The sequence below is a fragment of the Streptomyces sp. NPDC001157 genome (assembly GCF_053598255.1).
The window spans coordinates 27205-47902 of sequence record NZ_JBSFJW010000013.1 but is presented as its reverse complement, the minus strand read 5'-3'; the positions used below and the strand labels follow the sequence as shown (position 1 = coordinate 47902).

Genomic DNA, 20698 nt, shown 5'->3' with positions numbered 1-20698 from the left:
TCGTATGAACGGAGGTCATCAGTAACCTCTTCGTTTTCCTGTAGAAACGCAGGAAACAGCCTGGCAATCCAAGGATGCGTCGTGCGCACCGGTCGCCGGGCTCCTCCCACCGACCATCCTCACGACTCATCGTAGATTTCGAGACAAAGAACGGCGGCGACGAGAATGCGGCTGCGCGCACTGCTGGACACCGACGCGCTGGGCCTCAAGCTGCTCGGCGGCGAGGACGAGCTGGACCGCACCGTGCGCGGTGTGATGACCACCGACCTCAGGGATCCCAGCCGCTATCTCTCGGGCGGGGAGCTGGTCCTCACGGGGCTGGCCTGGCGCCGCGACGCCGACGACTCCGAGGCGTTCGTACGGATCCTGGCGCAGGCCGGGGTGGTCGCACTGGCCGCCGGCGAGGCGGAGCTCGGGGACATCCCGGACGACCTGGTGGTGGCCTGCGCCCGGCACCGCCTGCCGCTGTTCGCGGTGCACGAGTCGGTGGCGTTCGCGACGATCACCGAGCACGTCGTACGACAGGTGTCCGGGGAGCGCGCCGGGGACCTCGCGGCCGTGGTCGACCGGCACCGGCGGATGATGACCTCCGGCCCGGCGGGCGGCGGCCCGGACGTGGTCCTCGACCTGCTCGGCTCCGACCTGGACCTGCGCGCCTGGGTCCTGTCCCCCACCGGCCGGCTGATCGCGGGCCCGAAGGTCGCGGGCCCGGGGCTGCCCGCCGAGACCTGCGCCGAGCTGGCCGCCGAGCATCTCGCCGCCGCCCGCACCGGCCGGCGCGGACCCCACCGGGTGACCCTCGGTGCGGCCATCTACAGCCTCTTCCCGATCCGCAGCTCGGGGCACCGCCCGGCGGCGGCCGGGGCAGGGCGCTCCCCGCAGGCCTCCCGGGACGTGCGCGAGACGGTCCTGTCGGACTGGCTGCTGGCCGTCGAGGCGGACGCCGGGGACTGGCCCGCGGAGCGCCTTGACCTGCTCCAGGGCGTCACCCAGCTGATCTCGGTCGAGCGGGACCGCCGGGACGCGGCGCGCACGGTGCGCAGGCGGCTGGCGCAGGAGGTCCTGGAGCTGGTGCAGACGGGGGCCGCGCCCGCCGAGATCGCCGCCCGGCTGCGGGTGGCCGCGCCGGTGCTGCTGCCCGGCCTCGGGGCCGCCCCGCACTGGCAGGTGGTCGTGGCCCGGGTCGAGTGGGAGGGCGGGGAGATCGAGGCGGGGCCGGTCGCCCAGTCGCTCCTGGAGGAGATCCTCGTCGACCCGCTTGCCACGGGCCCCGAGCCCTCCGACCGCATCGCCGTGGCCCACACGGGCGACGAGGCGATCGCGCTCGTACCGCTGCCGGCCGTCTCCACCGAGCACGACGGCTCGGAGTCCGGCATCCTCGCGGACGCGCTCCTGGAGTCCGTACGGGACCCGCTGTCGGCCGGGTTGGACGGCGACGGGCAGGTCACGCTGGGCGTCAGCGCGGCCGTGCACTCGGCGGAGGGGCTGCGCGGGGCGCTGGAGGAGGCGCGGCACGCGCGCAGGGTCGCCGCGGCCCGCCCGGGCCGGGTGTGCGCGGCGGGCCACCAGGAACTGGCCTCGCACGTCCTGCTGCTCCCGTTCGTCCCGGACGACGTGCGACGGGCGTTCACCGCGCGGCTGCTGGATCCGTTGCGGGACTACGACCGCCGGCACCGCGCCGAGCTGATCCCCACCCTGGAGGCGTTCCTCGACTGCGACGGCTCCTGGACGCGCTGCGCGACCCGGCTGCACCTGCACGTCAACACGCTGCGCTACCGGGTCGGGCGGATCGAGCAGTTGACGAGCCGTGACCTCTCGCGCCTTGAGGACAAGCTGGATTTCTTCCTGGCGTTGCGCATGAGCTGAGGTGATGGGGCGGGCGGCGCCATCGCCGTTCCCGCCCCATGTGGTGTCCCACGACTTTGCCACCTTCTCGGCCGTGAACGGCCGGGCTGCCGCCCGAAGTTCACACCTCATCTCGCTCCTCGGTACCGCTGGCTGCGGCATCGCGGTCGCATCCGCCCTGGCGGGCGCGGGACCGATGGCATGGCCCCAGATCGGGGAGACCCCGATGACGTCAGCCCGGTCGACATCGACCACAACCGTGTCCCCGGCAAAGCCGGTTCGTGCCTTCAAAGAGCTCGCAGACTGACCGCGGGAGTCTAGTGCAAGTGAAATCTTTCACACACCCTCTTGGCCCCGCCGCGGAATCCGTGCTGAGATGCCGCCACCACTCATAGCTCGATGGCGTGCTCGGGGAGGGCAACGTGGCGCATACCGCCATGTCTGGTAACGGAACGACCGCAGGTGACGATCCCCTCCAGACCGCGGTATGGCGGCTGCGCTCACGCGCCTGCTGGGCCGACGCGGCAGCCCTGCTCCAGCCCGGCACCGCGGACGCCGCGCTGCAGCGGGCCGCGCTGCTGGTCGAACGGTGTCTGTACACCGAGCAGGGCTGGGAGGAGGCCGAGGACGCGCTGCGTACGGCCGAGGCGCTGGCCCACACCGACGAGGAGCGGGGCGCGGCCGCTTGTGAACGCGGGTACTTGGCGTACGCAGCGACGCTGCTGGGGGTCCGGGACCGGGCCGACGAGGCGCGTGCCGCGCTCGGGCGGACGGCGGCGCTGATCCCTCCGGGGACGGCGGGGCGGGCGTTGCTGGACTTCCGGCGTGGGCTGCTGGCGCAGAATCTCGCCGATGCGCCCCAGGCGGCGCGGGCCGCGTTCCGCCGCGCCCACGCGGGCGCGACCGCGCACGGCGATCTCCTGCTGCTGTCGTTCACCTGGCGGCACCTGGCCGGACTCGCCCTGCGGGAGGGTGAGTTGGCGGAGGCGCGGCACGGGTTCGCCGAGTCGCTGCGGATCCGTGAGGAGCTGGGGTATCTCGTGGGTACGGCGCCGGCGCTGGTGTCTCTTGCGGATGCGGAGGTGGAGCCCGAGGCGTCGCGGCTGCGAGAGGAGGCCCGGCGGCTGTTCCAGTTGCTCGGGGGTGTGCCGACCTGGCTGGCGCGGCAGTTGGCGCCGCCTGCGGCGGGGGCGGCCACCGCGTGAGCGCCGCCGCGGCCGAGAGCGCACTGAGAGGAACCTGAGAGGTTGCTGTGCCAGGCTGGCGCGCCCATCGCCTTGGAGGAAGACCCGATGAGCCTCGTCAACGGCCTGCCCGCACATGTCCTCTTGGTCCACTTCGTCGTCGTGCTGGTACCACTGACGGCTCTGGCTCTGGTCCTGTGCGCCGTGTGGCCGGCCGCCGCCCGCCGCCTGGGCCTGGTGCTGCCGGTGCTGGCCCTGGTCACCCTGGCGAGCGTGCCGCTGACCACGAGTGCCGGCGAGTGGCTGGAGAAGCACGTGAGCAGCAACGCCCTGGTGGAGCGGCACGCGGAACTCGGCGACGGGCTGCTGCCCTGGGCACTGGGCCTGTTCGTCCTGGCGGCGGCGGTGTGGTGGACGACGCGTCGGTCATCGGCGCGGCGGGACGGCGCCCGGTCCGCCTCCGTCATCCGGATCGCGGCCGCCGTACTGTCCGTCGCGGTGGCGGCGGGAGCCGTCGTCGACGTCTACCGCATCGGCGACTCCGGCGCGAAGGCGGCCTGGAAGGACGGCTACTCGAAGACGGCGACCGGATCGGCCGACGGGGACGGCTGACCCCGTCGGCGCCGTACGGGACGTGCGGGGGTTCCGGTCGGCGGGAACTCCCGCACGGACCTTGACCGCCGCAGTCCTCAGAGCGTTCCCCGCCAAGTGCTCTGCCATGAGCCCGCGCACCACATCCGGATCCCGCCGATCATGCGCGGCCGACCTCCGTCGGCGCCGTGACGGGACGCGCCAGGGGTCCGACCGGTGGAAACTCCCGCATCCACACCTCCCGCAGCGCTCAGGAGGCGCCCGCGAAGTGCTCTCCCACCAGCGACCGCACCACGTCCAGGTCCCGCGCGATCAGTGCGTCCAGCAGGGTCGTGTGTTCGGTCGCGTCCGCCACGAGCGCCGCGTGGCCCCGGGAGGACGTGCTGCCGACCAGCGGCCACTGGGCGCGGCGGTGGAGGTCGTCGACTATCTGGACCAGTTGTTCGTTGCCGGAGAGGGCGAACAGGGCGCGGTGGAAGGTGCGGTCGGACTCGGCGTAGGTCGCGCGGCAGCCGGAGGACGCGGCGCGGAGGGTCGCCTCGGCGAGGGGGCGCAGCGCGGTCCAGCGCTCTGCGGGCACCGTGCGGGCCAGGCGGAGCATCACGGGGATCTCGATCAGTGCGCGGACCTCGGCCAGCTCGGCAAGTTCGCGGGCACCGCGCTCGACCACCCGGAAGCCACGGTTGGGGACGACCTCGACGGCGCCCTCGTTGGCGAGCTGCTGCATGGCCTCCCGCACCGGCGTCGCGGAGACCCCGAACCGCTCCCCCAGCGCGGGCGCCGAGTACACCTCGCCCGGCGTCAGCTCGCCCGCGACCAGCGCGGTGCGCAGTGCGTCGAGGATCTGCCCGCGCACGGAGGCCCGCTGGACCGGGCGGGGCCGGGGCATCGGCGGTTCGCTGTGCGTGTGCTCGCCCCGCGTGCCCCCCGCGGCGGCGCCCCGCTCCCGCTCCACGTCCTGGGCCCTGGGCTGCGGCGGCACCCGGGGCACCCCACCGGCCCGGGTCTCAGGAACCCCCGTGTCGGCGGAGCCGTGGGTGCTCTGCTGCACGGGTCCTCCTCCGGACGTGTCGGTACTTGGGGTCATTACGGCGGGTTGTTACTCGTCCGTCAAGCACCTTAGGCGCAGTTGCCATCAGTTCAAATCCCATACAGTTTTGGTAAGGATAGGCTTACCTTTAATTGGTCATGCATCCATCGTGGATCGGTGGTCCTCGCATGCCTGCGCCCCGTTCGGCGCTCAGTGACGCCTACGCCCGCCTGAACAGGGCCTTCCCCGGGCCGAGTGTCATGGAGGTGGGTGTCGAGGAGCAGGTCCTGACGGGTGGCGGATGAGTCTGTGCCGCCTCGCTCGCCGAGGGCGGGTCGACCTCGACACATTTCCGGCACGGGACGACGCACAGATGCTGCGCGACTACGGAGTGCGCGCCCGGCCGGACGTCGTCGCGAGCTTCGGACTGCATCGGCACCCGTGGCCCGCCCGTCCGCCGATCACCGTGCCGCGGTCCTGCTGCGCCGGGCGCCCCGCCTGCCCGTGGGTCACGTCTCGTACGACCGGAGCGTCCCCGGCTCTCCCTCGGCCGCATGACCGCGCGGCCCACCGACTTCGCCTGTCCGCCCGGCGACCCGGCCGCAGCACTGTCCGGCGCACACGTCGTCGCCGACGAGGAGGCGCTGCGAGGCGAGGCGCTCGCTCAGCCGCTCGGCGAGGAGCAGCGGGCCGTGCGTGAGTTGGAGGCGCATGTTCTACACCGTGCGCCCCGAGGACGCCTCTGCCGCCTGCCCGCGCACCTACGACGCGGACCGGGTCGGCAAGCTCTCGGCCGTCGCCGCGAGTTGAGGCACCCTCAGGTGCACCGGCCTCTTGCCGTCCCGTAAGATCGGCGCGAACAAGGCGCCCGCCCGGTTACAGGTGATTCACAACTTCCTCACTTGTCGCAGGAACTTTCCGTGGAACCATCCGTACGGGTAGTCTTATTCGAACTCAACTCCCGCCCCTCAAGCGGCAGTTCGAGCAGAACGCCGCCCTGGGCATCCCCTTGCACTTCCTTGGCGGCCTCTTGCCCCGAAACCCCCTGAGGGCCGGTGGGATTGGGCCACTATGGCGGGCGTTACGCCCTATCCCAATGCAAGGGACCCCAGATGAGACTGACCGACATATCGCTGGACTGGCTGCTTCCGGGCGCCGTACTGCTCCTGGGCATGCTGGCGGCGGTGGCGGTGCTCGCGCGCAGCAAGCGGTCCGGGGAGCACGCGAAGACGGACGATTCGTGGGAGCGCAGCGAGGAGCGCCGCCGGCGCAAGGAGGCCATATATGGCACCGCCTCCTATGTCCTGCTGTTCTGCTGTGCGGCGGTCGCCGCCGCCCTCTCCTTCCACGGTCTGGTCGGCTTCGGCCAGCAGAACCTCGGCCTGACCGACGGCTGGGAATACCTGGTGCCGTTCGGCCTGGACGGTGCGGCCATGTTCTGCTCCGTGCTCGCGGTCCGCGAGGCCAGCCACGGTGACGCTGCCCTCGGCTCCCGGATACTTGTGTGGACGTTCGCGGGCGCCGCGGCCTGGTTCAACTGGGTGCACGCGCCCAGGGGCATCGGTCACGACGGTGCGCCCCAGTTCTTCTCCGGCATGTCCCTGTCTGCGGCCGTCCTCTTCGACCGAGCCCTGAAGCAGACCCGCCGGGCCGCCCTGCGCGAGCAGGGCCTGGTGCCGCGCCCGCTGCCGCAGATCCGTATCGTCCGCTGGCTGCGGGCCCCCCGCGAGACCTACAAGGCCTGGTCGCTGATGCTCCTGGAGGGCGTGCGCAGCCTGGACGAGGCGGTCGACGAGGTGCGCGAGGACCAGCGGCAGAAGGAGACGAACCGGCTGCGGCGCCGCGAGGCGGACCGCCTGGAGCGCGCCCAGCTCAAGGCCATCAGCCGGGGCCACCGCGGGTTCATCGGCCGCGGCGGCGGTCGTCAGGTGGAGCCCCAGGCCCTGGAGCGAGCCTCCGCCTCGGTCTCCGCGGAGCCTGCCATATCCAGCGCGGAACCGCTGCCCGTACGCTCACGGCCGTCCCTCCAGCCCGTCCGCAAGGCCGGTTCTGAACCGGTGACCGTCGACCTCACCGCGGAGGACGACACAATGGCCCTGCCGCGCCTCGACTCCCTGGAGCGCAAGCTCAAGGACCTCGAGCAGCAGTTCGGCTAGAACGGCCTGCACGGGAAGGGGGCGTGACCTTCGGGTCACGCCCCCTTCCCGTGTCATGTCGCTCCGGCGTCGAGTTCGAACCACACCGCCTTCCCCACCCCGTGCGCCCGTACCCCCCACGCGTCCGCGAGGGACTGCACCAGGACCAGGCCTCTGCCGTGCGTGCCGTCGTCGGCGTTCGGTACGCGCAGTCTGGGCCTGCGACCCACGAAGTCCCTCACCTCCACCCGCAGTCCGCGGGGCCCGACGGTGGCGGTCAGCACCGCGTCGTGGTCGGTGTGGATGAGTGCGTTGGTGACGAGTTCGCTGGTGAGCAGTTCCGCTATCTCCGAGCGACCGGGCCTGCCCCACTGCCGTAACAGCTCGCGCAGTGCCCGGCGTGCCTCGGGCACCGCCTTCAGGTCCGCCCGGCCCAGTCTCTGCCGCAGCTTCCGTATCTGGGACGGCTGCGCCTGGTCCGCGTCGCCGTCGGTCTTGTCCTCCGTCTTCGCCGAGAAGGCCCCGATCGCTATGGGACCGCCCCCTCGTGCCTGCCTCTTCATGACCCCCGCCCGCGTGCCGATGTCGGTTCCCCTCCTTGTCGAACACGTTCACGGGATCCATGCCCCTCTGGGCACGCGGCAGTCATGTCGAATCCTGAACGACCAGGTGTTCGGCCACGGGTGCGGTCCTTCCGGCCGGGTGGATGGCACGCTGGACAGTGCCGTCCGAGCGCCGAGGGAGCCGCCGTGCACGACGACCGAACGCTGGTGGAGGCGCGTCTGGAGCGCGCCATGGGGCAGTTCGTGCTGCCCGCGCAGTACGCGGAGCGCGTGCCGCTGGTGCTGTCCGTGTGGCATGTGCCGGGCGAGCCGGTGCCGGTGGGCCAGGCGCTGCAGGCCGATTACGAGACCTTCACAACCGGAAGCGCCTGGGGAAAGCCCTGGTCGACGAGTTGGTTCCGCTTGACGGGCCGGGTCCCCGAGGAGTGGGCCGGGCGCCGCGTGGAGGCGGTGATCGACCCCGGTTTCACGGGCGACGGGCCCGGTTTCCAGGCCGAGGGACTGCTCCACGACGCCTCGGGCGTGCCCCTGAAGGGCATTCACCCGCGCAACCGTCACCTCACCGTCGGCGCCCCGGCGAGCGGAGGCGAACCGGTGCATCTGCTACTGGAGGCGGCCGCCAATCCGGCCGTGCTGCACGGCTTCGCGCCTACGCACCTGGGGGACGTCCTGACCGCCGGGGATCGGCCCGTCTACCGATTCCGCTCTGCCGACCTCGCCGTACTCGACGAACCCGTGTGGCAGTTGGTCCTGGACGTCGAGGTGCTTTCGGAACTGATGCACGAGCTGCCGATGGACCGGCCCCGGCGGCACGAGATCCTGCGCGCCCTCGAGGACATGCTCGACGCACTCGATCTGCACGACGTCTCCGGTACGGCCGCCGCCGCCCGGGCCGCCCTGACGGACGTCCTGTCCCGCCCCGCCTCCGCGAGCGCACACCGGATCTCCGCAACCGGACACGCGCACATCGACTCGGCCTGGCTGTGGCCGCTGCGCGAGACGGTCCGCAAGGCCTCGCGCACTTTCGCCAACGTCACCGCGCTCGCCGCCGACTACCCCGAGCTGGTGTTCTCCTGCTCGCAGGCCCAGCAGTACGCCTGGGTGAAGGAGCACCAGCCGCACATCTGGGAGCGGATCAAGAAGGCCGTGGCGGACGGCAACTGGGCTCCCGTCGGCTCGATGTGGGTCGAGTCCGACGCCAACATGCCCGGTGGTGAGGCGCTGGCACGGCAGATCGTGCACGGAAAGCGGTTCTTCGCCGAAGAACTGGGCGTGGAGACCGAGGAGATCTGGCTGCCGGACTCCTTCGGCTACACCGCCGCCTTCCCGCAGCTCGCGAAACTGGCCGGAATCCGATGGTTCCTCACCCAGAAACTCAGCTGGAACCAGTCGAACAGGATGCCCCATCACACCTTCTGGTGGGAGGGCATCGACGGGACTCGCGTCTTCACGCACTTCCCGCCCGTCGACACCTACAACTCGCAGTTTCACGGCCGCGAACTCGCCCACGCGGAACGCAACTTCGCCGAGAAGGGGCGCGCCACCCGCTCCCTGGTCCCCTTCGGATGGGGCGACGGAGGCGGTGGCCCGACCCGCGAGATGCTGGAGAAGGCCCGGCGGCTGCGCTCCCTGGAGGGCTCACCGCGGGTCGAGGTCGAGAAGCCGGCGGCTTTCTTCACCGCGGCCGAGGAGGAGTACGGACCGCAGGCGCCCGTATGGTCGGGCGAGCTGTACCTGGAGCTGCACCGGGCCACGTACACCACCCAGGCGAAGACCAAGCAGGGCAACCGGCGCTCGGAACACGCGCTGCGGGAGGCCGAGTTGTGGTGCACGACAGCGGCCGTGCGCAATCCGTCGTACGCCTACCCGTACGACGCCCTGGACCGGCTGTGGAAGACGGTGCTGCTGCACCAGTTCCACGACATCCTGCCCGGGTCGTCGATCGCCTGGGTGCACCGGGAGGCACGGGACACGTATGCGAGGGTGCTGGCGGAGGTGGAGGAGCTCACGGCGGCGGCCGTGAGGGCGCTCGGGACGGGCGGGCCCGTGGTGCTCAACGCCTCGCCGTACGAGCGGACCGAGATCGCCGGGGGCGTGCTGGTGACCGCGCCGGGCCTGGGCAGTGCGCCGGTGGTGGGCGCGGCGGGCGAGGTCGTGCGGGCCGGGGAGGACGGCGGCAGCCACGTACTGGAGAACTCCCGGCTCCGGGTCACTGTGGACGCACAGGGGTTGCTCTCCTCGGTACGCGATCTCACCGCCGACCGCGAGGTGCTGTGCGGCCCCGGCAACCTCCTCCAGCTGCACCCCGACCATCCCAACGCGTGGGACGCCTGGGACATCGACCGGCACTACCGGCGCCGGCACACGGACCTCACGGACGTCGAGTCGGTGGAGCTGGTGGAGGACGGGCCGCTGACCGCGGCGGTGCGGGTGACGCGGACGTTCGGGAAGTCGCGGATCACCCAGGAGATCCGGCTGGCGGCCGGTGCCCGGCGCCTCGACATCGTCACGGACGTCGACTGGCAGGAGTCGGAGAAGGTGCTGAAGGCCGCCTTCCCGCTCGACGTGCACGCCGAACGCTCCACGGCCGAGATCCAGTTCGGGCACGTCCACCGCCCGACGCACACCAACACGTCCTGGGACGCGGCCCGTTTCGAGATCTGCGCGCACCGCTGGCTCAGGGTCGCGGAGGAGGGCTACGGCGTGGCGGTCCTCAACGACTCGACGTACGGCCACGACGTGACCCGTACCCCGCACGAGGGCGGCCTCGGCACGACCGTACGTCTGACGCTGCTGCGTGCCCCGCACAGCCCGGACCCGGAGACCGACCTGGGGACGCACCGCTTCACCTACGCGCTGCTGCCGGGCGCGGACGTCGGGCACGCGGTCGCGGAGGGACTCGCGCTGAACCTGCCGCTGCGGGTGGCGCAGGCACCGGTCGTGGAGCCGCTGGTCCACGTCGACCACCCTGCCGTGACCGTCGAGTCGGTGAAGCTCGCGGAGGACCGCAGCGGGGACGTGGTGGTACGGCTGTACGAGTCACGGGGCGGGCGGGCGCGGGCCACGCTGACGCCCGGATTCCGGGTGCGCCGCGCCGAGGTGACGGACCTGCTGGAACGGCCGCAGCACGAAAGCGACTTGAGCTTCGTGCTGCGGCCGTTCCAGATCCTCACGGTGCGGTTGCGACCGGCGTAACGGCCCTTGCCTCCGTCACCTCTGGCCGATGTGGAAGATCTTGCGGCTGTCGCGGGTCATGTCGACGACCAGCTTGGTGGTGGTCGACTTGCTCCAGGTGAGGGTGACGACGGCCTCCGTGCGGTTCGCGGTGCTGCCGTTGTCGGTGACCTTCCAGGCGAGCGGGACGTTCTGGGCGCGCAGGACGCCGTCGGCGTGCTCCCTGTCCTCCCAGGCCGCCAGTTCCTTCTGGAAGGCGGGGGTGAGGTAGTGGGCGCGCAGCGCGTCGCCGAGGTTGCCGCTGTCCTCGTCGGTCACCGCGTCGATGTAGGCGCCGTAGAAGTCGGCGATGCGGCTGATGTTGTCGGACGGCTTACCGCTGACGCTGTGCGCGGCGCCGGCGCCGGCGCCGGCGGAGGCCTGGGCGGTGGCGCCGAGGCCGAGGGCGACGGCGAGAAGGCCGGCGGTCAGGACGGTGCGGGTCTTGCTGCTCATGTTCGGTTCCCCGTTTCGAGTGACTGAGTGTCTGAGTGTCTGAGTGATCGAGTGGTCGAGCTGTGCTGTGGGCCGCCCTCCCGACCCCCGAGGCGAGAGGGCGGCCCTGGTCGTGCGGTCAGTGGAGCTTGTTCACGGCCGTGGTGGTCGTCTTCTTGAAGGCCTTCACCGGGGCGCCCCTGAAGTCGCCCAGCTGCCCCCAGTCCACGACCGTGACGGTGCGGCCGTCCCGGCCGACCGACAGGAGACGGACGTCGGTCGCGCCCCCGGAGGTCTCGGTGTGGACGCCGTAGACATGGGCGCCCTCCTCGACGGCGAGCTTCCCGTAGTCCTTGCCGGTGGCCTCGGTGTCCGGCTCCTGCTGCTCGATCCGGGCCGCGCAGGACTTGATGTCCTTGTTCAGCAACGACGTCAGCTGCTTGGCCGCACGGATGTCGGGCAGGACGACGGTGATCTGCCGGGCGCCCGTGTCGAGGTCGGTGCGGAAGTCGCGGTGCCAGGCGGACTCGTGGCCCGGCAGCGCCCGCAGGCAGGTGTCCCGGTCCGTGTCCTCCGGTACGCCGGCGGTGACCTTGCCCGCCGTCCAGGACGAGCTCGGGTGCGGCGGCAGGTCGGCCGCCGCGAGGAAGCCGGGCGCCTTCGGGGCGGCGGCTGCCGGCCCGGCGAGCACCGCGGTCAGACCCGTGACGGCGATGGCGAGGAGCGCGCCTGCTCTGGTGCGCTTGGGCATGGATGTCCCCCGTGAATGAGTGCATGGGTGTCGGTGTCGCCCGACGCCGGAAGGTCGGTCCGGCCCTGGTCGGTGCGACACCAAGAGCATCGGCGGTCACAACGATCCGGCGCAACAGCTGCCGCCCTTTCGGCGACGGTGGAACCATCCCAGCCCATCTGACGTGCAGGTATATGAGTGCCTGGGATACGGGATGCGGTGGATGACGGGGGAAACAGTGGAGACTCGGGACGACGTCGAGGCGTTCGCGGCGCTGTTACGACAGCTGAAGGACCGCACGGACCGGAGCTACGGCTCCCTGGCACGGCGCGTCAACATGAACACCTCCACGCTCCACCGTTACTGCGCGGGCGAGGCGGTACCGCAGGACTTCGCGCCCGTGGAACGGCTCGCGTCCTTCTGCGAGGCAACACCCGAGGAACGGCTCGAACTGCACCGGCTGTGGCTGCTCGCGGTGGCGGCGCGGCAGCGCCCGAGGGTGGTCGAGGCAGCCGTAGAGCCGACGAAGGGCGAAGAGGCACCGCCTTCGAGTACGGAGCGTCCGGTGGTGCGCGCGCCCTGGTTCCGGCGCAGGCGGACGCTTCTCGGCACGGCGGTGGCGACCGTACTGCTGGTCACGCTGGGCAGCCTGTCGGCACTGTCTGCGGATCGCTCGCCGGACGATGCGGCGCAGGCGCCGCCCGGCCACTCCCGTACCGGCGCCTCGCACCACCCCTCGGCCTCGGCGACCGGGCCCGCCCGCACCCGCCCCTCCGCCTCCCCCTCGTCGGGTGTACGGGACTCGGCGGGCCCCCGGCCGAAGAACAGCCCGTCGGCAGCCGTGCAGAGCGACACCCCCGTGTCCACCGGTGTGCCGCTCGCCTGGACCGCCGACTCGCAGGTGTGGGACGGGGGCTGCGCACACGACTACGTCATCGGCAAGGAGCCGGACCAGGTGCCCCCGCCGCCGGTGCCGCAGGACGCCGCGGCATGGGCGGCGACACAGGGGGCGGTACACGGGCGGCAGACGATGGTGCAGATCTCGGTGCAGGGCAAGTCGTCCACGGCCGTGGTCCTCGAAGCCCTCCGGGTCCGCGTCGTCAGCCGCGGCACCCCGCTCAAGGGCATCACGTACGACATGGCGCAGGGCTGCGGCGGCGGCCTCGGCCCGCGCTACTTCGACGTGAACCTCGACATCAACCGCCCCGTCGCCCGCGCGGTTCCCGGCGTCGACGACAAAGAAAACCACGTCCCCGCCGTGCAGTTCCCGTACCGCGTCTCCGCGCAGGACCCGGAGGTCCTGCTGGTCACCGCGACGACCGAGGCCTACGACTGCGGCTGGTACCTGGAGCTCGACTGGTCCTCCCAGGGCCGCACCGGCACGGTCCGCATCGACGACCACGGCCGCCCGTTCCGCACCAGCGGCATCAAGGGCCTGCCCCGCTACTGGTACGGCACGAACGGCCATGGCGTGCGCCAGTGGGTACCGGCCGACAGCTAGTCAGGGCCCGATCTTCGAGGCGGACAGGGCGAACCCGGTCACCATCTCGGCGCTGATCTTCGGCGGGATGGACAGGGCGCCCGGGTCGGTGACGATGTCGACGAGGGCCGGACCCTTGTGCGTGAAGGCGTCCCTGAGGGCGCCTGCGAGGTCCTTGGGCTTCTCGACGCGGACGCCGTGAGCGCCGCAGGCGCGCGCGACGGCCGCGAAGTCGGGGTTCTTGTTCGCGGTGCCGTCACAGGCTTGGCCTTCACGCCTCCCAAACTGCGGCAGCCGTACGGTCGTCGGCGTACCCCTTGACCCTGACCTGGGTGTCGGCGAGGAACGCGGCGAGGCCGGGCGGGGTGGGCCCGGACCATCGGGTCGTCAGATACCGGCACAGATCGGGTTCGCCGCGCAACGGTTCCGCGAGGCCGCCGGAGCACATCAGGAGCGTGTCCCCCGGGTGGGCGACGGAGGCACGGAAGCGGAAGGGTTCGCGGGGCGGCTCGGGGGCCGGTTCGTACGGGCTCGGCGGGGTCGGGATCCCGAGGTCCATGGTGAGCCGGTCGCCCTCGGGTGTCTCGGCGGGCAGCGAGCCGAAGCCGACGACGGGTTCGCCGGTGACCTCGCTGACCCGCGGCTCGATGTCCTGCCAGTCGCCGTCACGGAGGCGGAACAGTCCGCCCGCGCCCACGCCGAAGAAGACACGTGTACGGCACTCCGGGTCGGCGGGCAGGAGCAGACAGCGCAGGGTGGCCGCGTACTCCTCGGGCTCGACGCCCTGCTCGGCGGCGCTGGCGCGGAGTTTGCCGAGGCTGCGGTCGGTGAGGCGGTGCAGGCCCGACTTGAGGTCGCCGCGCCGGCCGGCCCTTATGTCCTCCGCGAGCCGGGCGTGAGAGCGGCCGACGGCCCGGCCGATCCAGTGGCAGGCCTCGGCGGCCGCCCGGTGCGCGCCCGGTGTGGCGCGGGCGCCGGTGGCCATCGCCACCAGGACCAGTGCGTGCTCGCCGGTGCCGAAGCGGGCGGTGAGCAGGGAGTCGCGGCGCGGCTCGCCCCGGTAGCGGGCGGAGTCCCCGCGGACGGAGACGGCACGGAGGGTGCACGCGCCGTAGCGGGCGCCGTCCAGCACGGTGTCCGCGACCAGGTCGTCGAGGTCGTCGGGGTCGGCGGGCGGGAGCGCTGTGGGTTCGGCGTCGTAGGTGGGCGGGCCCGAGCCGACGTAGTCGACGGCGGCCGGGGGGAAGGCGGGGAGGTCGAGGTGGGTGGCGGTACGGGCGGGGGTGGCCTCGGGAGCGGGCGTCGGCAGGGCGGCGGCCTGCTGCGGGACGGGCTTCTCGGCGACGGCGCGATGGCGTGCGGTGTGCGGGAGCGTGTTGTCGGCGACCTGCGGCGAAGGGCTGTCTGCGGCATGGCGCGGACGGTGCTCCCCGGCCGGCGGGGCATCCGCGTCCGCCGGGATGACGGCAGCGGCGGGCGAGCCGTCCCGGGCGGGGTCCACGTCCGCCCCGCTGCCGGGGCCGGCTGCCTCGGGGGGCATGCGCGACTCGGGGACCGTCGTCACGGGCGTTTCCGTGGAGGTACGGCCGCCGGGCGGGGGCATGGGGTCCCAGGGTGCCCTCCGCTGGGCGAACCCCTCGTCCGCTGCCTCCGCCCCGGCATCGGCGCCCACGGCTCCGGTCACCGAGGCGAACCGGTCGTCCAGGGTGTCGGGTGCGGGTGCGGGGCCCGTGTCCTCGGTGGAGTCGTCGTACAGCTGCCCCCACCAGTCGTCCTCATGACCGGTGGGACTTCCCCCCTGCTGGCTCATGCCCCTAATTGTCCACCGCATGGGCGGTATGAAAACGGGGCATCAGGAAAAACCGGCCCGGTACTCGGCGTCGTCCGATGCATCGGGTGAGTGATCGAACGGCGGTGCGGAACAAAGCCGCCGGGCAGCTCCGCTCCCCGCGGGAGTGGCGCCCGGTGAGGCCGGTGTGCCCCGGAGCCGGAGGGCTGGCCTGCGTCTTCTTCTTCCCTCCGGCACTCTGGTGAGATGGGAGTGTGGGACCTCCTGCTGGTCGGACTGGTCCTCCTGCTCGGCCTGTGCGGAGTACTGGTGCCCGGGGTGCCGGGATCGTGGCTCGTGTGGGCCGCGGTCCTGTGGTGGGCGCTGAAGGCCACACAGCCGGTGTCCTGGTGGATCCTGGTGGGCGCGACCCTCGCGATGTTCCTCTCCCAGGTGGTCCGCTGGGCCCTGCCGCCCAGACGGCTGCGTGCGAGCGGCGCCACTCCCCTGATGGGGGTGTACGCGGGCGCGGGCGCATTCCTGGGCTTCGTCCTCATACCCGTGCTCGGCACGATCCCCGGCTTCATGGGCGGCATCTACCTGTACGAACGCCGCCGCCTCGGCGGGCACGGCGAGGCGAAGGCGGCACTGCGGACCGTGATGCGCTCGGGCGGCTCCAGCGTGCTGGCGGAGCTCTTCACCTGTCTGCTGATCACCGGGGCCTGGCTGGGAGCGGTCATCTGGGGCTGACGTAGGGCCACGGAACTAGGCCCTGGATCCGATGTGCGGAGCGGGCCGAACGTGTTTCGCTGCTCCCATGACCGAATTCAGCGAGGCGGAACGCGCGTACCTGAAGTCGCAGCGCCTGGGGCGGCTGGCCACCGTCGACCCGCAGGGGCAGCCGCAGGCCAACCCGGTCGGCTTCTTCCCCCAGGACGACGGCACCATCCTGGTCGGCGGCTACGCCCTGGGCCGCACCAAGAAATGGCGCAACCTCCGGCAGAACCCCAAGGTGGCCCTGGTCGTCGACGACATCGTGAGCCTGCGCCCGTGGAAGGTACGAGGCGTCGACATCCGAGGGGAGGCCGAACTCCTCACCGGCCCCCACGAGTTGGGCCCGCACTTGAGCGAGGAACTGATCCGCATCCACCCGCGACGGATCCACAGCTGGGGCCTGGAGGACGAGGAGGACTAGAGCGCCGGAGGGATCGACGGCGGCCGCAGGACACCTTCCAGCGTCAGCAGCTGCACCTTCCGTTCGAGGCCGCCCGCATACCCGGTCAGCGAACCGTCCGCTCCGATCACACGGTGGCACGGCCGGACGATCAGCAGCGGATTGGCACCGATCGCGCCGCCCACGGCCCGTACGGCAGCCCGTGAGGCCCCGATCCGTGCGGCGATCTCGCCGTACGTGGCGGTCGCACCGTAGGGAACGCTGTCGAGAGCGGCCCACACCCGCTCCCTGAACTCGCTCCCGGCGGTGCTGAACTCCAGCCGGAATTCCTTCAGTTCACCGGCGAAGTAGGCCGCCAGCTGCTCCTCGGCAGCACGGAAGGGCGCAGGTTCCAGCCGCCAGCCGGCCTGCACCACAGGCCCGTTCTTCTGTCCGGGCACGGACACAGAGGTCAGCGCACCGGCCGCGTCGGCCGTGAGGAGAAGTGGCCCGACAGGACTGTCGAAGCGGCTCCAGAGAACACTCATCAGGATCGGTCCAACTCTCCTGCTGCACGCAGGTGTTGCAGGGCATACGAGCGCCAGGGGCGCCAGCTGTCGGGAACGTCCGCGCCGGGTGGGGCGACGTCGGGATCACCGAGCGCCCGGGTACGGATCACGGCGACGGTACCGGCATCCATGCCCGGCACGGCGAGCAGCGCGGCCTCGGCCTCGTCGCGGTCCGCGCCCGGATCCAGGCGTACGGCGCCGTCGGCGAGGGCGGCGGCGAGCGCACCCAGGGAGCCGCCCGGTTCGGCCTCCGCGAGGACGGCGGGCTCGGGAAAGAGACGGGTGAGGCTGCCGCACGGCGCGTCGAGCGCCTTCCCGTACTCCCGTACGAGCCGCTCGGCCTCCACCCGCCCCACCAGCGCGCGCACCGCCAGCTCCTCGGGATCGGCGGCCCCCGGCGACCGCAGCCCGGGCCGGGCGGCGACCAGCGGTGCGAGCCGCTCGTCGCCGCGGAGCCGCTCGTCCACGGCGTACGGATCGGCGTCGAGATCGAAGAGCCGCCGAAGGCGCCCCACGGCGGTGGTCAGATCACGGGGGTCGGTGAGATGCAGCCGAGCGTCCAGCCAGCCACCGGGATGGGCGCCGGACGCGGACCTGGCGGCCCCCGCCCGCTCGTCGACGGCGACGATGCCGCTACCGTGCGGAAGCCGCAGGGTACGCCGGTAGGTCCGCCGCCCACGCACCCCACTCACCTCCTCGACCCCACCCACGGCCTCACCCGCGAGCAGATCGAAGACGGCACCGGCCTGATACGGCCCCCGGTGGGCGAGCCGCAGCGGAATCCCCGCGGTCGGGGCGGCAGCCCGCCGACCGGCCCTCGGGGCGGCCGCCCGCAGCTCGCTCGGCGTCGACGCGTACACGTCCCGGATCGTGTCGTTGAACTGCCGCACACTGGCGAACCCGGACGCGAAGGCGATCTCCGTGATCGGCAGCTCCGTCGTCTGCACCAGGACCCGCGCGGTGTGTGCCCGCTGGGCCCGGGCGAGAGCGACAGGCCCGGCCCCGAGCTCACCGGTGAGCTGCCGCTGCACCTGCCGGGCGCTGTACCCGAGCCGCGCCGCCAGCCCGGTGACCCCCTCCCGGTCGACAACCCCGTCCCCGATGAGCCGCATGGCCCGCCCCACCACGTCCGCCCGCACATTCCACTCGGCCGACCCCGGCACGGCATCCGGCCGACACCGCCGACAGGCCCGGAACCCCGAGCCCTGCGCGGCGGCGGCCGTCGCAAAGAACCGAACGTTGCGCCGCTTCGGCGTCACCGCCGGACAGCTGGGCCGGCAGTAGATCCCGGTCGTCTGAACGGCGAAGAAGAACTCCCCGTCGAACCGGGCATCCCGACTCCGCACGGCTTCGTATCTGCTGTCGTCGTCCATCACGCCATCCAGTCTCCGCCGCCCAGGACTGCCGGGCTAGCGGAAATCAGACACGAAGGTCGAACTGCCGACCGGCATTTTCAGCCGCGCCCAGCAGTTCCAGCCCCGGCCGGCATTCTCAGCCCGTCCGGCGTTTGAGGACGAGGCCGTTCAGGCCGACAGCGGGGGCCTGGGGGCAGCAGCCCCCAGACGGCACCCGCACCCCGGGCACCCCTACCGCCGCCCCCGCTTCAGCTCCATAGCCGCCCGCCCGGCGGAGCCCTTCCGCTTCCACTCCCGCCGAAGCTCCGCACGGACCCGCGCATCGGTCTTGGCCACGATCCACTGGTTCTCCCGCAACAGCTTGCGGTAACTCTCCAGCCGCCGATGCGACAACTCCCCGCTCTCGACAGCCTCCCGCACCGCACACCCCGGCTCCGCATCATGCGCGCAGTCGTGGAAGCGGCACCGCTCGGCCAGTTCCTCGATCTCGGAGAAGACCTGCCCGACGCCGCTCTCGGCGTCCCAGAGGCCGACGCCCCTGAGCCCCGGTGTGTCGATGAGGACGCCCCCGCCGGGAAGTGCGAGCAGGTTGCGGGTGGTCGTCGTATGACGCCCCTTGCCGTCGACGTCCCGCGCGGCCTGCACCTCCATCACATCCTCGCCCAGGAGGGCGTTCGCGAGGGTCGACTTGCCCGCACCGGACTGCCCGAGCAGCACGGACGTACCGCCGGAGACGAGGCCGACGAGGGCGTCGAGCCCGTCCCCGTCCACGGCGCTGACCGTCAGCACGGTCACGCCCGGCGCCGACAGCTCGACGTCCTGGACGAGATGCGCGCGGGTCACCGGGTCGGGCACCAGGTCGGCCTTGGTGAGCACGACCATCGGCTGTGCGCCCGACTCCCAGGCCAGGGCCAGGAAGCGTTCGATGCGTCCGAGGTCGAGTTCGACGGCGAGGGACACGGCGACGATCGCGTGGTCGACGTTGGCGGCGAGGATCTGCCCCTCGGACCGCTTGGAGGAGGTGGAGCGTACGAAGGCGGTACGGCGTGGCAGATACGTCCGTACGTAGCGCGGGTTGCCGCCGGGTTCGACGGCGACCCAGTCGCCGGTGCACACGACCCGCATCGGGTCGTGCGGGGTGACGAACGCGGTGTCGGCCCGCAGGACGCCGTCGGCGGTGACCACGTCGCACTGGCCGCGGTCGACCCGGATCACACGTCCGGGCAGGAGCCCCTCGGGCTCGTGGGGGGCGAACTCGTCCGCCCATGCCTCGTCCCAGCCGTAGGGAGCGAGCGCGGAGAAATCAGAACCGGAAGCGGAACTGAAGGCAGAGCTGGAAGTCAAGGGTGACCCTTCACAAGGGTGGCCCCGGCGAAAGGAGTTGAGGTCAGCCGACGGCCACGGAGGTGGACTTGATGATCTGGATGCGGGCAGCGCTCGTCGCAAAGACAGCCATCGGTCAACACCTCCCAATTCCACACTCGTTCGACAGCGGCAGCGGCAGCCACCGGCCACCGCTCCACGCCCGCTCACCCTAGAGCCTTACGCCTGCCGTGCGCCACGGAATATTCCGGGAGCTGCTCATCAGCCCCCGCACCCGTTCAACGGCCCTGCCCCGCAAAGGGCCCCGGCACCTCCCCCGACCCCCGCCTGATCAGCTCCGTAGGCATCACGACGGTGCGGGGCGGTGAGGTGTCGCCGTGGATGCGCGCGAACAGCACGTGTGCGGCCGTGGTGGCGAGCGCGACGGGGTCCTGGGCGATGACGGTGACGGGCGGCGTCAGCCGCTCGGCCAGCGGGAAGTCGTCGAAGGCGATGAAGGCGATCCGGGGCGGCAGGACCGTCAGCGCGCCGAAGGCGAGGTTCTCGTTGTCGGCGAGGAGGGCGGTGGGCGGCTCGGCGGAGGCGAGGAGGGCCGTGACGGCCTCGGCGGCGGACGCGGCCGAGCGCAGACCGTGGCGGATCAGCCCGGGGTCGGCGGCGATGCCCGCGGTGTGAAGTGCCGTCCGGTAGCCGCGGTGGCGCTCGCCGTTGGTCCAGATGTCCTGCCGTCCGCCGAGGTAGCCGATGCGGCGGTGGCCGTGCGCGATCAGGTGCCGTACGGCCTCCTCGACCGCGGCGCGGTTGTCCACCACCACGGTGTCCGCGTCCAGCCCGGGTGCCGCCCGGTCCACGCACACGATCTTGGTGCCCTGCTCCTGGGCGGGCCGCAGGAAACGGTGGCTGCCCGCGGCCGGCGTGAGGATGAGACCGTCGACGCGGCGGGCGGTGAAGGCGGCGACGACCTCGCGCTCCCGGCGCGGGTCGGCGCGGCTGGAGCCGATCAGCACCACGCTGCCGCGCCGGCGGGCGACGTCCTCGGCGGCGGAGGCGACGGCGGCCATGAAGGGGTCGGCGACATTGTCGACCAACAGGCCTATCGTCCGGCTCGGTTGGTCCGCGCGGCGCAACTGGCGCGCCAACTCGTCGCGCTGGTAGCCCAGTTTGCGGACGGCGGCCTCGACTCTCGCGGCGGTCCGCGGTGCCACGCTGCCCGCGCCGTTGACCACCCGGGACACCGTCATCGCGCTGACGCCCGCCTCGGCGGCGACGTCCTTCATCGTGGGGCGGCCGACCACGCCGCAGTCCTCCTCGGCAGTCGGGCGGG

The 20698-nt window shown here is 72.2% G+C and carries 17 protein-coding genes and 2 pseudogenes; 9 read left to right on the top strand and 10 right to left on the bottom strand.

All coding sequences use genetic code 11. The features are described 5' to 3' along the window. Window positions 1-165: 165 nt before the first annotated feature. From ACWDAG_RS23370 to ACWDAG_RS23360, 3 genes are all read left to right on the top strand, one after another. Window positions 166-1866, top strand: a complete 1701-nt coding sequence (locus ACWDAG_RS23370; RefSeq protein ID WP_450697485.1) for a PucR family transcriptional regulator — start codon at window positions 166-168, stop codon at window positions 1864-1866. A gap of 401 nt (window positions 1867-2267) precedes the next feature. Next, window positions 2268-3050 (top strand): hypothetical protein, encoded by a 783-nt coding sequence (locus tag ACWDAG_RS23365; RefSeq protein WP_450697484.1) that lies wholly within the window; start codon window positions 2268-2270, stop codon window positions 3048-3050. 87 nt (window positions 3051-3137) lie between these two features. Beyond that, window positions 3138-3641 carry a DUF2231 domain-containing protein gene (locus tag ACWDAG_RS23360; protein WP_450697483.1) on the top strand — a complete coding sequence of 168 codons (504 nt, stop codon included), beginning with the start codon at window positions 3138-3140 and terminating at the stop codon, window positions 3639-3641. A 229-nt stretch (window positions 3642-3870) separates the two neighbouring features. Here ACWDAG_RS23360 and ACWDAG_RS23355 read toward each other — a convergent pair whose 3' ends face one another. Continuing rightward, on the bottom strand, window positions 3871-4671 hold the full coding sequence (locus tag ACWDAG_RS23355) for a GntR family transcriptional regulator (RefSeq protein ID WP_450697482.1): 801 nt from the start codon (window positions 4669-4671) through the stop codon (window positions 3871-3873). Between the two features lie 167 nt (window positions 4672-4838). Between ACWDAG_RS23355 and ACWDAG_RS23350 the strand changes: the two are divergent. Both ACWDAG_RS23350 and ACWDAG_RS23345 read left to right on the top strand, forming a co-directional pair. Next, window positions 4839-5460 (top strand): annotated as a pseudogene (locus ACWDAG_RS23350) (iron-sulfur protein). 302 nt (window positions 5461-5762) lie between these two features. Further along, window positions 5763-6806 (top strand): DUF2637 domain-containing protein, encoded by a 1044-nt coding sequence (locus ACWDAG_RS23345; RefSeq protein ID WP_450697481.1) that lies wholly within the window; start codon window positions 5763-5765, stop codon window positions 6804-6806. 53 nt (window positions 6807-6859) lie between these two features. Here ACWDAG_RS23345 and ACWDAG_RS23340 read toward each other — a convergent pair whose 3' ends face one another. Continuing rightward, complete coding sequence (locus ACWDAG_RS23340; RefSeq protein ID WP_450697480.1) at window positions 6860-7348, bottom strand: ATP-binding protein; 489 nt, start codon at window positions 7346-7348, stop codon at window positions 6860-6862. Window positions 7349-7534: 186 nt separating this feature from the next. On the opposite strand from ACWDAG_RS23340, the gene ACWDAG_RS23335 reads away from it, so the two are divergent. Further along, complete coding sequence (locus ACWDAG_RS23335) at window positions 7535-10543, top strand: alpha-mannosidase (RefSeq protein ID WP_450697479.1); 3009 nt, start codon at window positions 7535-7537, stop codon at window positions 10541-10543. Window positions 10544-10558: 15 nt separating this feature from the next. On the opposite strand, the gene ACWDAG_RS23330 is transcribed toward ACWDAG_RS23335, so the two are convergent. Further along, window positions 10559-11017: a hypothetical protein gene (locus ACWDAG_RS23330; protein WP_450697478.1), complete on the bottom strand. Its 459-nt coding sequence runs from the start codon at window positions 11015-11017 to the stop codon at window positions 10559-10561. A 118-nt stretch (window positions 11018-11135) separates the two neighbouring features. Continuing rightward, window positions 11136-11747 carry a hypothetical protein gene (locus ACWDAG_RS23325; protein WP_450697477.1) on the bottom strand — a complete coding sequence of 204 codons (612 nt, stop codon included), beginning with the start codon at window positions 11745-11747 and terminating at the stop codon, window positions 11136-11138. Window positions 11748-11949: 202 nt separating this feature from the next. Here ACWDAG_RS23325 and ACWDAG_RS23320 point away from each other — a divergent pair, with 202 nt between their 5' ends. Next, on the top strand, window positions 11950-13227 hold the full coding sequence (locus ACWDAG_RS23320; protein WP_450697476.1) for a helix-turn-helix domain-containing protein: 1278 nt from the start codon (window positions 11950-11952) through the stop codon (window positions 13225-13227). 9 nt (window positions 13228-13236) lie between these two features. Here the strand turns inward: ACWDAG_RS23320 and ACWDAG_RS23315 are convergent. Together ACWDAG_RS23315 and ACWDAG_RS23310 are read right to left on the bottom strand one after the other, a co-directional pair. Continuing rightward, window positions 13237-13461, bottom strand: a pseudogene (locus ACWDAG_RS23315) (thiamine pyrophosphate-dependent enzyme); the annotation flags it as partial. 16 nt (window positions 13462-13477) lie between these two features. Then, entirely contained in the window at window positions 13478-15016 is a 1539-nt protein-coding gene (locus tag ACWDAG_RS23310; protein ID WP_450697475.1) for a protein phosphatase 2C domain-containing protein, read from the bottom strand. 225 nt (window positions 15017-15241) lie between these two features. Between ACWDAG_RS23310 and ACWDAG_RS23305 the strand changes: the two genes are divergently transcribed. Together ACWDAG_RS23305 and ACWDAG_RS23300 are read left to right on the top strand one after the other, a co-directional pair. Next, window positions 15242-15724 carry a DUF456 domain-containing protein gene (locus ACWDAG_RS23305; protein WP_450697474.1) on the top strand — a complete coding sequence of 161 codons (483 nt, stop codon included), beginning with the start codon at window positions 15242-15244 and terminating at the stop codon, window positions 15722-15724. A 67-nt stretch (window positions 15725-15791) separates the two neighbouring features. After that, window positions 15792-16169, top strand: coding sequence for a PPOX class F420-dependent oxidoreductase (locus ACWDAG_RS23300; RefSeq protein WP_450697473.1), 378 nt, complete (start codon window positions 15792-15794; stop codon window positions 16167-16169). Here the strand turns inward: ACWDAG_RS23300 and ACWDAG_RS23295 are convergent. The 4 genes from ACWDAG_RS23295 to ACWDAG_RS23280 all read right to left on the bottom strand — a co-directional run bounded on the left by ACWDAG_RS23295 (window position 16166) and on the right by ACWDAG_RS23280 (window position 20669). Further along, a complete protein-coding gene (locus tag ACWDAG_RS23295) occupies window positions 16166-16675 on the bottom strand; it encodes a methylated-DNA--[protein]-cysteine S-methyltransferase (RefSeq protein WP_450697472.1) in 510 nt (169 codons plus the stop codon). The genes ACWDAG_RS23300 and ACWDAG_RS23295 overlap by 4 nt on opposite strands. Beyond that, entirely contained in the window at window positions 16675-18069 is a 1395-nt protein-coding gene (locus ACWDAG_RS23290; RefSeq protein WP_450697611.1) for a bifunctional transcriptional activator/DNA repair enzyme AdaA, read from the bottom strand. The genes ACWDAG_RS23295 and ACWDAG_RS23290 overlap by 1 nt, the downstream gene beginning before the upstream one ends. Window positions 18070-18282: 213 nt before the next feature. Then, entirely contained in the window at window positions 18283-19395 is a 1113-nt protein-coding gene (gene rsgA / locus ACWDAG_RS23285; protein ID WP_450697471.1) for a ribosome small subunit-dependent GTPase A, read from the bottom strand. A gap of 257 nt (window positions 19396-19652) precedes the next feature. Beyond that, window positions 19653-20669, bottom strand: a complete 1017-nt coding sequence (locus ACWDAG_RS23280) for a LacI family DNA-binding transcriptional regulator (protein ID WP_450697470.1) — start codon at window positions 20667-20669, stop codon at window positions 19653-19655. Window positions 20670-20698: the final 29 nt, after the last annotated feature.